The sequence below is a fragment of the Petrocella atlantisensis genome (genome assembly GCF_900538275.1).
Taxonomy (GTDB): Bacteria; Bacillota; Clostridia; order Lachnospirales; family Vallitaleaceae; genus Petrocella; species Petrocella atlantisensis.
In genome coordinates, this window is the sequence record NZ_LR130778.1 from 1,248,660 (window position 1) to 1,263,548 (window position 14,889).

General features: G+C 36.0%; 15 protein-coding genes. All 15 read right to left on the reverse strand.

Going from position 1 to position 14,889, the window contains the following annotated elements; all coding sequences use genetic code 11:
• Positions 1-55 precede the first annotated feature (55 nt).
• The 15 genes from PATL70BA_RS05855 to PATL70BA_RS05925 all read right to left on the reverse strand — a co-directional run bounded on the left by PATL70BA_RS05855 (position 56) and on the right by PATL70BA_RS05925 (position 14,882).
• Entirely contained in the window at positions 56-874 is an 819-nt protein-coding gene (locus PATL70BA_RS05855; protein WP_125136503.1) for an oxidoreductase, read from the reverse strand.
• A gap of 377 nt (positions 875-1,251) precedes the next feature.
• The gene (locus PATL70BA_RS05860; protein WP_243115973.1) at positions 1,252-2,265 is read right to left on the reverse strand and encodes an alpha/beta hydrolase; all 1,014 of its coding nucleotides are present in this window, start codon (positions 2,263-2,265) and stop codon (positions 1,252-1,254) included.
• 5 nt (positions 2,266-2,270) lie between these two features.
• Positions 2,271-2,780, reverse strand: coding sequence for a helix-turn-helix domain-containing protein (locus PATL70BA_RS05865; protein ID WP_125136504.1), 510 nt, complete (start codon positions 2,778-2,780; stop codon positions 2,271-2,273).
• Positions 2,781-2,993: 213 nt separating this feature from the next.
• Positions 2,994-4,439, reverse strand: coding sequence for a 4Fe-4S dicluster domain-containing protein (locus PATL70BA_RS05870; RefSeq protein ID WP_125136505.1), 1,446 nt, complete (start codon positions 4,437-4,439; stop codon positions 2,994-2,996).
• A complete protein-coding gene (locus tag PATL70BA_RS05875; RefSeq protein WP_125136506.1) occupies positions 4,426-5,616 on the reverse strand; it encodes a SpoIIE family protein phosphatase in 1,191 nt (396 codons plus the stop codon). Before PATL70BA_RS05875 ends, PATL70BA_RS05870 begins: the two co-directional genes overlap by 14 nt.
• Positions 5,600-7,327, reverse strand: a complete 1,728-nt coding sequence (locus tag PATL70BA_RS05880) for a [Fe-Fe] hydrogenase large subunit C-terminal domain-containing protein (protein WP_125136507.1) — start codon at positions 7,325-7,327, stop codon at positions 5,600-5,602. The genes PATL70BA_RS05875 and PATL70BA_RS05880 overlap by 17 nt, the downstream gene beginning before the upstream one ends.
• Entirely contained in the window at positions 7,324-7,569 is a 246-nt protein-coding gene (locus PATL70BA_RS05885; protein ID WP_125136508.1) for an NAD(P)H-dependent oxidoreductase subunit E, read from the reverse strand. The genes PATL70BA_RS05880 and PATL70BA_RS05885 overlap by 4 nt, the downstream gene beginning before the upstream one ends.
• A 459-nt stretch (positions 7,570-8,028) precedes the next feature.
• Positions 8,029-8,931, reverse strand: a complete 903-nt coding sequence (locus PATL70BA_RS05890) for a DUF4846 domain-containing protein (RefSeq protein WP_125136509.1) — start codon at positions 8,929-8,931, stop codon at positions 8,029-8,031.
• A gap of 80 nt (positions 8,932-9,011) precedes the next feature.
• Positions 9,012-9,734 (reverse strand): DUF5131 family protein, encoded by a 723-nt coding sequence (locus PATL70BA_RS05895; protein ID WP_125136510.1) that lies wholly within the window; start codon positions 9,732-9,734, stop codon positions 9,012-9,014.
• A 118-nt stretch (positions 9,735-9,852) separates the two neighbouring features.
• The gene (locus PATL70BA_RS05900; protein WP_125136511.1) at positions 9,853-10,296 is read right to left on the reverse strand and encodes a GyrI-like domain-containing protein; all 444 of its coding nucleotides are present in this window, start codon (positions 10,294-10,296) and stop codon (positions 9,853-9,855) included.
• Between the two features lie 81 nt (positions 10,297-10,377).
• Positions 10,378-10,953 (reverse strand): helix-turn-helix transcriptional regulator, encoded by a 576-nt coding sequence (locus PATL70BA_RS05905; RefSeq protein WP_243115974.1) that lies wholly within the window; start codon positions 10,951-10,953, stop codon positions 10,378-10,380.
• A 363-nt stretch (positions 10,954-11,316) separates the two neighbouring features.
• Positions 11,317-12,207 carry a nucleotidyl transferase AbiEii/AbiGii toxin family protein gene (locus tag PATL70BA_RS05910; RefSeq protein WP_125136512.1) on the reverse strand — a complete coding sequence of 297 codons (891 nt, stop codon included), beginning with the start codon at positions 12,205-12,207 and terminating at the stop codon, positions 11,317-11,319.
• Positions 12,207-12,803 carry a type IV toxin-antitoxin system AbiEi family antitoxin domain-containing protein gene (locus PATL70BA_RS05915; RefSeq protein WP_125136513.1) on the reverse strand — a complete coding sequence of 199 codons (597 nt, stop codon included), beginning with the start codon at positions 12,801-12,803 and terminating at the stop codon, positions 12,207-12,209. Before PATL70BA_RS05915 ends, PATL70BA_RS05910 begins: the two co-directional genes overlap by 1 nt.
• Positions 12,804-12,987: 184 nt before the next feature.
• A complete protein-coding gene (locus tag PATL70BA_RS05920; protein ID WP_125136514.1) occupies positions 12,988-13,875 on the reverse strand; it encodes a Smr/MutS family protein in 888 nt (295 codons plus the stop codon).
• A gap of 95 nt (positions 13,876-13,970) precedes the next feature.
• The gene (locus tag PATL70BA_RS05925) at positions 13,971-14,882 is read right to left on the reverse strand and encodes a D-isomer specific 2-hydroxyacid dehydrogenase family protein (RefSeq protein ID WP_125136515.1); all 912 of its coding nucleotides are present in this window, start codon (positions 14,880-14,882) and stop codon (positions 13,971-13,973) included.
• Between the last annotated feature and the right edge of the window lie 7 nt (positions 14,883-14,889).

Sequence of the window (14,889 nt, forward strand, 5' to 3'; positions counted from 1 at the left end):
GGTTTCATTAATCATGGGACTGGTGGTCACGTTTCCAGTCTCATCCTCTTTATACTTACATTGTTGCTTTAACAAGTTTATCGAACATTCTATCCGATAGGATTCTTCTAAGAAAGACAGCTGGCTTGGCACCAAAACCCACAAGATATCTTGTTTTAGGTTTTTTTGCTGTGGCTGCTTTCACAATTACTTTTGATATAATCTTAGGATCAGAAAGTAGATTGCCATTGTAGTTTTTACGCATTTTCTTTGCAGTCTCTTTTACACTTTTGCCATAAGCACTGCCTTTTGAAGTTTTCCGAAGATTTTCTGCTGCAATTATACCCCAATCTGTCTTGATGCCACCGGGTTCAACCAGTACAACATCCACACCAAACTGCTCTGTTTCTAGTCGCATGCAATCGCTCAGTGCCTCTACAGCAAATTTGGTTGCATGATACCAACCACCAAATGATGTATACATTTTCCCACCCATAGATGAAATGTTAATGATTCTACCAAAACTATTTTTCCTCATATGAGGCAGAACCAACTGACACATTCTTGCCAGACCAAATACATTAACTTCAATCTGTCGTCTGGCTTCTTCTATTGGCACATCTTCAATGGCTCCAAAAGAACCATACCCAGCGTTATTTACAAGAACATCCAAACGTCCTTCATCCTTTATAATTGTCTCTACACATTTAGCCATTGAATCTTCATCTGTTACATCCAACTGTATAATCTTGATATCTTTTCCTTCAAGATTTTTAAGCTTATCCATTCTTCTGGCTGCGCCATATACGATAAACCCAGCGTTTTTCAAATCCACGGCTGTTTTGAATCCAATACCACTGCTTGCACCTGTAACTAATGCTACTTTTTTACTCATTTTATACCTCCATAATTCTCGATTGTGATTTATCTAAGTTGGTATATTGGTTTCTTAACTATGAACTCATTTTACATTAACAAACGCGCAATAGTAAGTACATTTTACGACATTATACATTCAATTTACTCCATATTGGGTTTATATCAATACATTGAGTCGTACTCATGCCGCTATCTCTAAACTTTTTATATGACTATTATGCCATTATTATTAATGCACCTATGTTATCTATGTTTTCCCTTTTTCCGGGTCAAACTCCACTACGCATCATCAGAACCACATAAACCGATGCTGTTTCAATGGCTTCATTGTAATAGTAGGTCAGAGGGACGGTTCTAACCACAAGAACCGTCCCTCCGGTTAATGCATCATCATCAAAGATTCAGTTCTGATAAAAACGCATCTGTGATTTCTGAAATATGATCAACATTGTGGAGGTATATAAAATGCGTTCCATCCAGGATAACATATTTTGCCTGCTCACCAATGCGAGCAAGGTGCTGCGTTTGGTATTCTTGCGGTGTTATCTTTATTTGGCTGTTCTTGGTTTCATATGTTTTCCTAGAAATGATCTTGAAGTACGGCACATTCTCCGGATACGTCAACTTGTTAACATCTTTGATATAGTCGGTAGTATTTTTAATCTGATCCAAAGCGTTATCGTTCATAGAAAATCCGGCGTAGTAAACTAGGTCACTTATTTCTTTTTCTGTATAGCCAATAGAGAGCAGGTTGTCTTTATTGGTGGCTATGGGCGCCACAACAGAAGTAAAACCTATGGCTTGCTGAAACTTAGCTACACCCAGTATTGACTTAACAAAATCAGGCATATCGGCGCCAATATAAGCGCTAGAGGTTCCGTCAAGAGATATGATGGCTTGTACTTCATCGGGATATTTAGAAGCATAATATTCGCTGAATATACTCGATATAGAGTGGGCCATTAAAATATAAGGCGCTTCTACCCCAGCACTTTGGAGTGCTGTACGGATTTCATTCACATAGTTTTCAGAAGTTCTTGCTCGCTGTGTTTGACTACTGAATCCGACACCGAAATACTCAATGCAGACCACTGTATGCTTTTCACTTAGCCGACGCATTAGTGGACCAAAATCTGCCGACGGGAGGCCAATCCCGATGCCAGGAAGTAAAATGATTGTTTCTTTGCCACTTCCCATTTTGTAGACATGCATTTTTCCATCATAAACATCAACCATCTGACCATATGGTTCTATTTCTTCCTTTTTGTTTTCAAAATATGTGGCGTGCAAAACAGTGCCAATTAGCATACCCACAGTAATCACTGCGAGCATAATTCCTAATACCATCATGACTTTCTTACCTCTCTTATGTTTTGGCTTAATACGTGTATTGTCGTTGGATTTCATGATTTTCACTTCTCCTCAGCAGTAGATATAATTGAAATATCTCTGGCTTTTCTTCCTTTTGAAGCCTCAAAACTATACTTCATAAGGAGTCCACTTAATTCCGATAAAAACTCATCAAACTCATCATCAGTCGTCATTAGTATCGTGGAGTTCATAAACACTCTATCTTTTGCAGGATCAGCATTTTCATCGTTAAAATAGTTTTGGAGTATCGCATATTTTTTCATTAAAAAAGCAAACGCATTTTGAGCGGCATTTTCTAACGTGTTATGTTTCACTATTTCTCCAGTATTTATAGCGAGGGTTCTTTCAAGACTCCCTCTGATTTTTTGCTCGGAAATGACCGAAAGAATATCATTATCTAACAAAATTTTGATATGGCGGTAAAGAGTGGTTCTAGGAATATCACTAATTTTTTCACATATTTCTGTTGCAGTCAGCGTTTCTCTTACAGCGATCGTCTGAATAATTCTCATACGTACTGGGTTCAACATAATATCGTTAATATTTTTCATATAGCACCTCCATTGATTCCAATTTTAATATTAATACAATAAATGGAATAAGTCAAGTTAAAAATATAGCTTAACATTGGAACGCTCAGAAGACTTACACATTACTGGCAAACTTTGACTTAGTGTATGACAAAATCAGCAACGATGAGAAAAATCTCTATTTCTTCGTTTGTCAAAGAAATAGAGATTTTCTAATTTGAAATAGATGGGGATTTAGCGCTCCATTTGAATGTTTTGCAAGTCAAAAATGCGGACCGCATTAACAGATGCAGTCTCAATGGCTTCGTTGCAATAGGATGTAAGAGCCTTTGTATCTTGCGGTCCATAATGCATGGTAACTGGTCCTTTAATACAACCACCCTTACATGCCATCCCTTCAATAAAAGTATACTTCAAGCGCCCAGCTTTTCCTAATCTCAAGGCTTTATCGCAAGCTTCTAACCCATCACAAACCAATGGTTCAATGTTCATATCCAACTCTTTATTTTTGAGAATCTCATTAACGGCAGCCGTTACACCGCCTGAAGTGGCAAACCCTCGTCCATAGGCAGAAGCATTGTTCAAAGGAGAAGGTTTAAGGTCTTCTATATTTAGATTCATCGTTTCAATCATTGCCGTCAGCTCTTCAAATACTAACACATAATCAACACTTTGGTCTTCTAACTGTCGATGTTCCTCTTCTTTTTTTGCTATACAAGGACCAATGAAAACGACCACAGCTTCAGGATCTATGGACTTTACCAATCGTGCTGTGGCTACCATTGGAGATATGGTTGTTGAAATATGTCCCACTAAGTCAGGGAATTTTTCATGAACATAATTAACGAAAGCCGGACAACAGGAACTGGTCATAAATGTGTCACCCGCTGATAGACGATGGATCAATTCTTCAGCTTCGTGAATAGCTACAACATCTGCGCCTAGAGCTACTTCAACCACATCTGTGAACCCTAGTATTTTCATAGCTGTTATAACTTTTCCCAAGTCAACATAATTATATTGGGTTGCAATAGCTGGAGCGATAATGCCATATACTTTCTTCTTTTTATGTTTTAAGGACTCAATGACTTCCACGATTTGAGACTTATCTTGAATGGCTCCAAAAGGGCAATAATAAACACACGTGCCACACTGAATACACTTTGCATTATCGATTATAGCCTTCTTATGCTCATCCATTTGGATTGCTCCAGTTGGGCAAGCCTTTACACAAGGTCTCATAACGTCAGCAACGGCATCATATGGGCAGCTTGCATGACATCTACCACATTCAACACACTTGGACTGATCGATGAATGCTTTATTATTAACGATGGTTATAGCGTCTTTTGGACAGCTTTGCTTGCACCTGTGCGCTAAGCACCCACGACATATTTCCGTCACCACGTATCGGTTTTCAAGACATTGGTCACAAGCGGATGGCAATACTTCCACAAGGTTGTCGTTGGATTCGTCGCCACCAAAAGCCATTGTTAATCGCTCAGATGTTACAGCTCTTTCATGATGAATACAACATCGAAACCTTGGATTAGGTCCAGGGTTAATCTCAAAAGGAATTTCCTTGGTTTTTTCATTCAGGATACCTTCAAATGCATATTGTGCAACTTTTTGATAAACTTCATTTTTAATTTGTTGGACTTGATTTTCAAATATTCTCATAAGCATCCTCCGATATGTAATGCAAACAAACCTCTTTACCTACTTGCCTAAGCACCTCTACCAAAGCTTTTACAACTGTAACCTTCATACTCAACTCAATTGGAAAATCGGCGTTTTGATGTGCTTGATTCATGGCTTTTCCAAGCCAGATATCAATATGCGTACTTTCTTCAATCATTAGTTTAAACAATCTGGTAGCACCATCACTTTTTGAAGTAATGACGCTTTCCGGTTTTTTTCCCCAACTTTCAATAAGTTGAATGGTACGTTGTAGGGTTAATACCCCTTCTGTCACTAAATCAATGTCTTTGATAAAAGCTGTTGGTGGTACATCCTTATCTACATAGTTCAGCGAAGTTTTTATTGGATAGTTCAGAACTCTTGAGACAATGTTTGCTGCTGTTCCACCACACACGACTTTTTTGCCTTCCATTTTCATGAATTTTGCAATAAAAGGCTCATCTACAAGGGGATTAATGGGTGGTCCTGTAAAGAGCATGACCTGAAGTGGTTTCCTAATCTTCACTGTCACTACGGTTGTATCATCTCCTGGGGCTTGACAATAGAGATCACTACAGGCACCAATAAGTCTTTGGCTTAATTGACTAGCATTTCGATTCCCTTCACGTTCTAAAAAAGTAGCGACATTCTCCCATTCCCATCCAAAATTCAGAATATTACCTACCCCTGCATGTATGACCCCATCACTACATACGACTACAAAATCATCTTGAATGAGATCTAGGTGACTAATCCATACTTTTTTATCATGAAAAGCTTTAATCGTTTTCTCCGTTTCCATGATTTTTCCATTCCTAACAAAAAAGAAGGGTGGGTTCTCCGATTCAAAAATCTTACACCTTAAATTTTTATCAATTTCAATAATGCTAAAGGTGGCGTAGGCTATTTCCCTAACTTTGCAGACTGGTAATGTATGAATAATTGTATCAATGACATCTTCAATATCCGCTCCTTTTTTTAGCATTGTAATGGCGATCTTAGAAGTTAATGTTGCCAATATATTGGCTTTGACCCCACTTCCGAGACCATCTGCTAATACAATTAGCGTTCGATCCTCTGATTTGAACACCTCAACTTTATCACCACATAACTCTTCACCTTTTTTATTTAAGCTATAATGAGCCACATCTATAAAAACGTCATTCCTCGATGTCATCCAATAAACCTCCTTGGTCCCTTAACACTAGGCTTTTCAAGCTATTAAGGCTCATTTTTGTTTCAGCTGTGGTTTCACCTAAGAGACTAGCAATCTCCTGAGCAACGCGCATTTGCTTGTCAATAACCTCTTGCGTCTTTAATAATGTCTCTTTCTTGACCTGCTCCAAAGCCTTTTTCTTTGCTTCTATTGGGGTAATGTCTGTAAAAAAGCATAGCAATACATCATCCCCTCCGTGGTAGATAATATTCGTTATAAAATGGCGTTGCACAGAAGGTACATAAATCCGCTTACTTTTGACGCTCACCCGTTTATTCAGCGCTTCAACAAATAACTTTTCTTCGATAAACGTTTCAATTGGTAAGCCAACGGTTTTTACATCAGTATCATTAAAAATAGCGTCGAAGGTTGGATTAATCTCTATTATTGTTAATTTATTATCAATTGTGCACACAGCATTGGGACTATTATCTATTAATACAGAATGCATATTTTCAGCTTTGCCTCTTAAATAAGCCAAGCATTCATGTACATCTGAGTAACCGTAGAAAACTGCTTGAGCCTTTTCTTGACAATCCACATACCCACATGCACCACAATTAAGTTCATCATGTGTTGTATATTTACCCATTTGTCTTAGTATTTCTTTAATCTCATTATGATTTGGCGTCTTTCGAATATCTTTTCTATGGCTAAATATCCGCTTAACTTCAACTTCATTACCATCAAGTCTAATAGAAGGTCCATAATCCGTATCAAGATCTAATCGATATGCTTCCATTAACTTTTCTCTATGGTATCTTTGATGGGCGTTTTTTGGAAAATCCGGTCCATTGTTACAACTACCTTCACAGATATTCAGTTCAAAAACATAACCTTCAATTGGATTTTGAATCAATTCCTCACACAAACTGCGACATTGATGCATACCACTAATCTGTTTAAAATGATGTTCTGAACGCGCCTTACCCTGTTCATTTACGAAATCTGTCCCAAGGGGAAATCCTCTACCTCTTCGACTACCTGCAAGATCAAATTTTTTAGTTGCTAATTCTTTTAATATGATTTCTTCTTCCTCAAACCAGCGACTGAGTTCATCAAAAGTGATGACCGCGTCAATGGCACCCGTGATTTCCTCTGCTTCTGCCATCTTAGCCAAACAGGGTCCAATAAAGAGCACTTTTATGGATTCATGCCTTTGTTTAATATACAATCCATGAGCAATCATTGGTGAAACAACCGGTAATATAAAAGGAATCAACTCTGGATACAGGTATTCAATCATATAGTTTGCAGAAGGGCAACAGCTGGTCACCATTTGTTGTCCAGTCTTTTCAGCTATTAATCTTTCATAATTCATTGAAACAATCTCAGCACCTACAGCTGTTTCTTCAATAAGACTAAACCCAAGTTTTTTTAGTCCTGTAACCATTTGTCCTGGCGAAGTTAATTGAAAAGCACCAATAAATGAAGGGGCTAGACTTACAGCATAGGATACACCGCTGCTAAGATCTGATTTGATTTGTTCAATTGGGTTTTTTATTTTCAAAGCATCTTGGGGGCATTTTGCTAAACATCTACCACATTTTATGCAAAGATGATCCATAATCTTTCTTTCTTCTTTGTTGAAGCTAATCGCTTTAGTAGGACATGCACGTAGGCATTTAAAACAGTTATCACACAAAGTTTTGTCAAATTCTATAAACTTCATCCATTTATCACCTCGAGTACATTTTTTTCAAAAAAGTCGACGACTTCATCTGGTTTCAATGATAAGACTTGATCATCCACCTTAATACTGACCGACTTACCACAAATGCCTAAACAAAAAGATGATTGCAATGTTACCTTTTTTTCAAGACCATGCGTAATAATTAAACCTTTCAAAGTTTGAATGACCTCATAAGAACCTTTTAAATGACATGCGCTTCCAATACAGACTTGAATGACCATAGATTACCTCCGTCGCCTAAGCATTTTATTTATATTGTTAAATTATTAACGTATAGTTTTAAAAAAAATGGTGTCGTCATTTTATCTCGATATGACCAGAGCCTTTGTTTTAAGCTAAATTATATTTTTCGGCTTCATTTATATGTCCATCATACTAGATTATGAAATATTTATCAAGACTTTTCGTTAAAATTATAACGTACTTTATTAAAACATTCATTTATGTCCACTATTAATAATCCTTTTGCTCTCTCACTAAATTTACATTATTGCTTTATTTCGTAATACATCTATTATGCTCAAAATCTATACTACATCTGAAAAGCAGTTATCCAATAGCATATTGCTGCAATAAAAGAAAGTGGGGTCATAACATATTTCTCTTTAGTAGATACTAATACAAATGTTTGCAAACTTATAAGTCAGAATATATTTGCGATTTACTGCTAGAATAAAAACTTATCTGTATCTTTTTAAGCTATCCTTATCAAACTTCCACTCAGGCGTTAAATATATATCTCTTTCATCTAGTATATACCAAGGCCCTAAATTATCATCATTTGGATTGATGAGTACATGAATATCCTGAGCGGGCATATAACTTTGTGCAAGTAAAAATATTTTTTGATCCGTTTCTATGTTAATTGCCATATCCACTACAATAACTGCATGGCCTGGGCTTCCACCTTGGACAAACACATCTCCTATTTGCAAATCCGTTAACGCTACTGATTCCAACTCCTCACTGAGTGATAAAGTACCTGCATAGATAAAGATGATTTTCAAATAGTCCATAAACGTTTCATAAGTGTTTGATGGCTCCCTGCTTTTTATCCATGATACATCATTGCCATCCAGCTTAATTCTGTATCCTTCCATCCATTTACTATAATCAACCCGAAAGCCATTGGTGAAGTTAAAATGGATTTCCTCGTCACGCCCTTCACTTCTTAGGTATTCTGCCCATAAGCGCATTGTCGCATCAGCACATTGCTGCAGGTCTCTATCACCTACATCTATTGTAAGTACTGCAACATGCACATTTTGATTGGCTTTTTCACTTCCGTCATACAACATTACATCCGAACCATCTGGTTTCAATTCAAGATTTCTAAGGAAGTATCCAAATGAATCGTTACTGACATCAATCCTTACAAAACCCTCCGGACAATTGATACGGTCTGCTATATTTGTGCCCTCAGTGTTTATGTATAGGAATTCCTCACTCTCAGAGGATTCTTGTTGGTTGTTTAGCCTATCTTTTTCAACACTTAGTACATTTATATTGCCATCATCTGTTCTACAACTGGTGAATAATACTACTATCATCAATAGAACAATGTTTATAACATGCTTTTTCATTGTACTCTCCTTGTATCAACCATATTTCTAATCTAATATCATTAAAAATAATTTCAATAATGTATATGATCATCAGATAATTAAAACAACCTTTTTCCATCTAATATATTGATACCAAGCTCTTTAGCCACACCAGTTTGCTTAAATGGATTTATTTTTTCTACGACATTGTCACGTTTGAAAAGCGAGCCTGTATTTTTAAACCAAAATGTTACATTTGCTTTTATGCACTGTTCTCGGATGTTAAGCACCCACTCATAATCACATTCACGAGCTTCTCGTCCTGTTTCGCCTCCGACTGTAACATGGTCTACGCCATGAAGATAGGATGTTAAATCGATCGCTTCTAAAAGTGGTGCGCAGGCGATAAAACGTCGCTTAATCGGATAGGATAAAAATAAGGGAAGCCTATCGTCGGCTACTTCTTTATTTTCGACACTACATCCAATATTTACATTGTCATAGCCATTTCCCCAATCTGATGGGAGGGATACAAGGAAACGATCAATCCGCTTAGTTAAAATCAGAAAATCAATGTCGGTTCTTTCCTTTATGATAGCCCACGCTTCTTTGCGCCACTCATCCGCTTCTGGAAGAAAAAAGTCCGTTGCAAAGCAGGTCGCAAGAATCTTATTTCCTTTGATCTTGTATTCACCTTTTGCATTTGTCCTTATAGGCCAATCGAATTTATCTGTTTTTTGTATGGTGTTTTGGTCATAGCGTTTGGCATGTGGACCATACAAATAGCAATTTGTGCAACCATCACTTGCTTTATAACAACCTGTCCACGGCTCCCAGTTCATTTACATCCTCCTCATTTATTTATTAGTGTAGGTTATCTCATGTATTAACGTTCGTATATTCTTCTTGAATTTCTTTTCCGACAAAATCTCATTGGTAAAAATTCACCACACTACATCCTTATTCTTTTAGTGCAATGTAAATATTGACATCTGCATGTTCCCAATCATCATTTAAGTACTCTTCAAAATCACCGGTGAAACTACGTTCTAAATTCATAGCCCAAATTTCATTCCACGCCTTAACCACTTCATCGACCATATGACCGTGAATTGAAAACTTGGCATATTTTCCTGCGGGGGTTGTTTTCACGGTTAAATTTTCATTATCCGCTTTTGAGACCTCAACGCCTGCCGTAACACAGTATTGATCTTTCGTATAGTCGGAATATAATCCAATGGCATGTGTGTTGATTTTATTCTTTATTGTTTCATATGTTCCTCCTTGAAAAAGGTCTTCCCATAATCCAGAGATGATTTCACTCACTTTAGGATCTGTATTTCCTGTTACCGCACTTACTCCAACAATGGTTTTCTCGTCTAACTGCACAACTTCATAATTCATTAACATGACCTCCTATTTTCGTTTTATTATTTAAACTATAAGGTCATTATACACGCCTTAATATGACTACTATGTGTCATATTAAAAATAATATTCTAATATTTTTTCTAATTCTGCTTGAATTTCTTTTCGGACAAATTCTGGTTCTAATACTTGGCAATGACTTCCAAAGGACATGATATAGTAAAAAATCCATTCTCCTTTAGGATACTTGATCTCTACGATATAACTACCATCCTCTTGTTGTTCATAGACTTCAAACTCATCGAATACTCTATATTCCATTTTTTCAGATAGTTTTAATTTGAGTAAAATAAAGTCTTCCTGAAAGACTTCTTTCTCCAGAAAAATCTGTTTTGGTTTTTTCCTTTGAAAAATCTTATCTTCTACTATTAACTCTTTGATTCGTCGAAGTTTAAAAAATCTCATGTCCTTTCGCGCGCGGCAATAGCCATATAGATACCAAGCTCCACCCTTAAAACACAGTTTTAACGGTTCAACTTCACGAGAAGTTGTTTGTTTTTTTGCACTTGAATAGGAAAATTTAATCACATGTTTTTCTAATATTGTAATAAGAACAACAATGCCATAGACCCATTTATTCCAGTTGAAAATCCTTTCACCTCCGAAGCTTGCCATTGGATAAAATGGAATCACACTGATTGCCAGGAGTATGCGTCCAAGTAAAAGCCACCATCGTTAACTCTAAAGGACCATTTTTCATTGGATAACCGCGTTCCAATATAGCCAAAGACAACTCGAATACTAAGAGTCACAAGTATGGCACCGATTACATAAAAGGCATATTCAAGTCCTCTAATAAGTATTGGAAGAAGGAAAATTATGATATACAAAAATAAAGTGTGGCTGCCTACCAATCAGTTCAGCACAAGCCCCATCATAGTAATCTTTAAATTTTATTGCCATATCTTGAAACTCCTGACCTTAGTTTGCAAATGACTAAAACTACTCATTGTCTCGACATGGTGGGTGTAAAGTGCTGTGACAGTATAATCTTTTCTACTTCCAACCTGTATCTGGATTCCAACTTTTATCAAATATAACCTCTGCTTCTATTGATTCTATAGGTTTTGACACAAATTCTACAACTACAGAAATAACTGCATCAAACTCAATATCGGCATTCAGGCTTTTTCTGACAAAGACACGCCATCTCCTAGACATATCTTCATTTTCATGCATACTTTTTATGCGAGTAAGCGACTTACTATCACAATTTGCTTTTCTATTAATAAACGTTTCATTTATTGCCGCCTTTAACACTGCACCTTCAAATTCATAATGAATAGCAAGGTAATAAATATCATAGTAATCTTTCATTCTACTTGTTGTTTCCATCCTTGAAAACATAGCTTCTAACTTCTCTGCAATTGTCGATTCAAGAGAATAAGATCTTAACACAGGTCTCCTATACCCATCTAATTGGGTTGGAATTTCAATCATATTTATAGATGGTACTATAACATCACCTATGCCGATGTCAATATCGAAGGGAGTTCTTGTATTCCCAATTATTCCAACCATCTTGATTCTTACACCATGATAAGCTTTTTGTTCTGTAATGTTTTCTACTGCGTTAATCATAAAATCTATATATTGATTATCGCCATCTTGCTTCATGATTTTTTCAATAACATCTTTCATTTCAACTTGTGAATCGGAAATATTCTTCGCCAAAAAATCAATGTCCATTGTTGGTCTACCTTCAAAACCATTATATGAAAATAAAAATAATCCGCCTTTTAAAATTAAATTTTCTTTAAATTCAGATACAGATAATCGTCTCAGAAATTCTTCTTGGCAAAACAACTGGAGAACCAATTGATAAGGTAATCTTTTTACTCTCGCTCTGTTTTTAAGTTTTTGTAATATTGACTTTTCATTCTTCATTACATCCACATCCCCATTATACTACTGACTTTTTTCTTTATATTCATCAATTCTGCATAGTCCATAAGATTTGTAATGTTTCTCTTTGAGTCATTAACATAAGATTTAATCGCTTTATTAAATACTTCTTTGTCCATTTTTCTTTCAAATCTCATGATATCACAAATTGTTCTTTCTCTATCAAATACCGGCAATGGTTGATTCTCAAACAATACTTCTGACTTCCCTATTTTCATGAATTCTTCCTTAATAAAATAAAATTTCATCGGTAAATAGTCTATTTTGTATTTGCTCTTCGATTTATTCCTACTAACTGCAATATGCCATGTTAGCGGTGTCTTATCTGTATAGTCGTAAATGAAAAGCGCCGAATCCATACACACAATACCTTCTGGAAATAATTTTTTTATGATCACGCCCTCCGATACAGGCTCTTCGTAAAGCCATTCATAATAACCTGTCTTCAACTTATTTACATAACCATCATTGATTAGTCTATCCAAAACTGTATTATGGTATCCTTCAGCTGTAAAATCAGCTAGTTTTATCACACCTTGTTGGGCATCAAATATTCTTTTATATTTTTCAATCTCCATACGTAAAATCACCCTCTTTAGTTTTTGAAATTGGTCTTTTTTACATCTTAACATAACAAAAGCGTAAAAACAATCTCTTTAAATTTCTAAAGAGATTGTTTTTACGCTTTTGCTGATTCTAAAAATTAATAGCATAATATTTACAGTGCTAATAGCTATTTCTTCATTTACTTTCTTACCTGTCTCAAAACGCATTCCACATGTGTGGGTGTAACTTTATGATTGTTTGGCAATCGTCAAACTTTTCCAACATTTCATCTTCATCCTTAAGATTAATGGCAATGTAATCACGAATCATGACTTGCCATTTACTCTGATGTTCTAGTTTCAAGACAATTGGTTGCTCTCTTTTCATTTTTAATAATTTTGTTACGAGGTCCTTAATATCATTTAATTGCATTTTTTTCGTTTTAATCATAACAATTAGCGCGCCTTCATAAATATATATATTTTGAATACGAAATAGTAGGTCCTCTTTATTTAGACCGATACCAAGCAGTGGCATTAAAATGTCCAAATTTTCATGGTATAAAAAAGGTTCTAACGCTTCAACTGTCATTGAACGATGAACCTTAGCTCTTTTGATTGTTTCTTTAATCATCGTTAATTCAAATAGCCTTAGATTACTGATATCGTCTTCGGTCTGCTCCTGAATCTGATTTGAATCAAGAATAGACTTTTTAGCCTTTGTCTTATGTTTTGTCTCTAAATCAGCTACATCATGCCAAGGCTTTAAGTACAACTTAGTAATGCCTTCGTTGCTCAATCCTTTGATCTTGTTCTCCAATCTAATATGACAGAAGTCTGTTTCAATATAATCTTTAAGAACACTGCCTCTATTGTAACCATGGACCAACTCTAAAACCCTCACTTTAAGCTTTTTAGAATCAACAAGTAATTGAATGACTGTTTTTACTTCTTCAAGAGTCAATCCATGTAAATCAGCTTTCAGATTGATTTGATCATGGGCATCAATCTGATAGGTCACAAGCTTCTTTATTTGAGCTGAATTTAGACAGGAGGGTTCTAGTACTTTTTTAATTGTAAGTTGAACTGCTTCTTTTTTACCCATTCACGCCTCCTATCTACCAACAGCTAAAATATTACAATATTAATAAGGCAAAAAAACGCTCTCTTTTGCCTGTTCTAAATCTTTCAATCTTCACTTTATTTAGTTTTATCGTGATTCTTTAAAAACAACTTAATATTATCAAGTACCTTTTCACTCAAACGATCAAAGGCTTGCTTTGTTCTTCCCGAGGACACGCCCATACAATTGACATGAGCATGGGAAAGCAACTTGCCAGTATTGTCTCCTAGTGCGCCTAATGTATCACAGAAAAATTCATTACCACCCTTTTCAAGCCATTTTTCAAGAGCAGGAACGTCATGGGATGGACCTATAGAGGTATTGAACATTATTTTGTTATTTCCAAGTGATTCAAATTGTTCTTCATGAAATAAAATGACGTTTTTATTCAAACAGGAACAAACAACATCAACCGTGCCTAATAATTCTTTCAATGGAAGATATTTAATATTTCTTGCTTCTTCTTCCGGTTTACGTGTACGGCTATAATAATATAAATCTGCGCCCAGTGCCTGAAGTGCTACAGCCGTCATCTGTCCAGAAGTACCAAGGCCAACTATACCGACTTTTAAATCCGTAATCTCCATAGGAAGCTCTTTCCATTGCTTATCACCAAAACCATGTAGGTATCTAACAAGTTCGCTAATTACATATTCAACAACGCCCTGATCGCCATAATCCCTTATGCCATATACCGTAATATTTTTAGCATTGGCAGTAGGAATGTCCACATTGGCACTTTGGGCGGAATATAAACTACAACACATGCCAATATATCGGATATTAGGACAAGCATCCAACACTTCCTTATCTATATAAGTCGTATAGCTAAGAAGTACGGCATCCGCATCGCCAATTCGTTGAATGATTTCTAGGTTGTTCTTAGGCATATTATCAAACATGATGACTTCTTTGGCATAATCATGTAGTTTTTGCTGTGCTGATGGCATCAAACTAATGGGTTCAATTGCAACTAATTTTTTGAACATATTGATT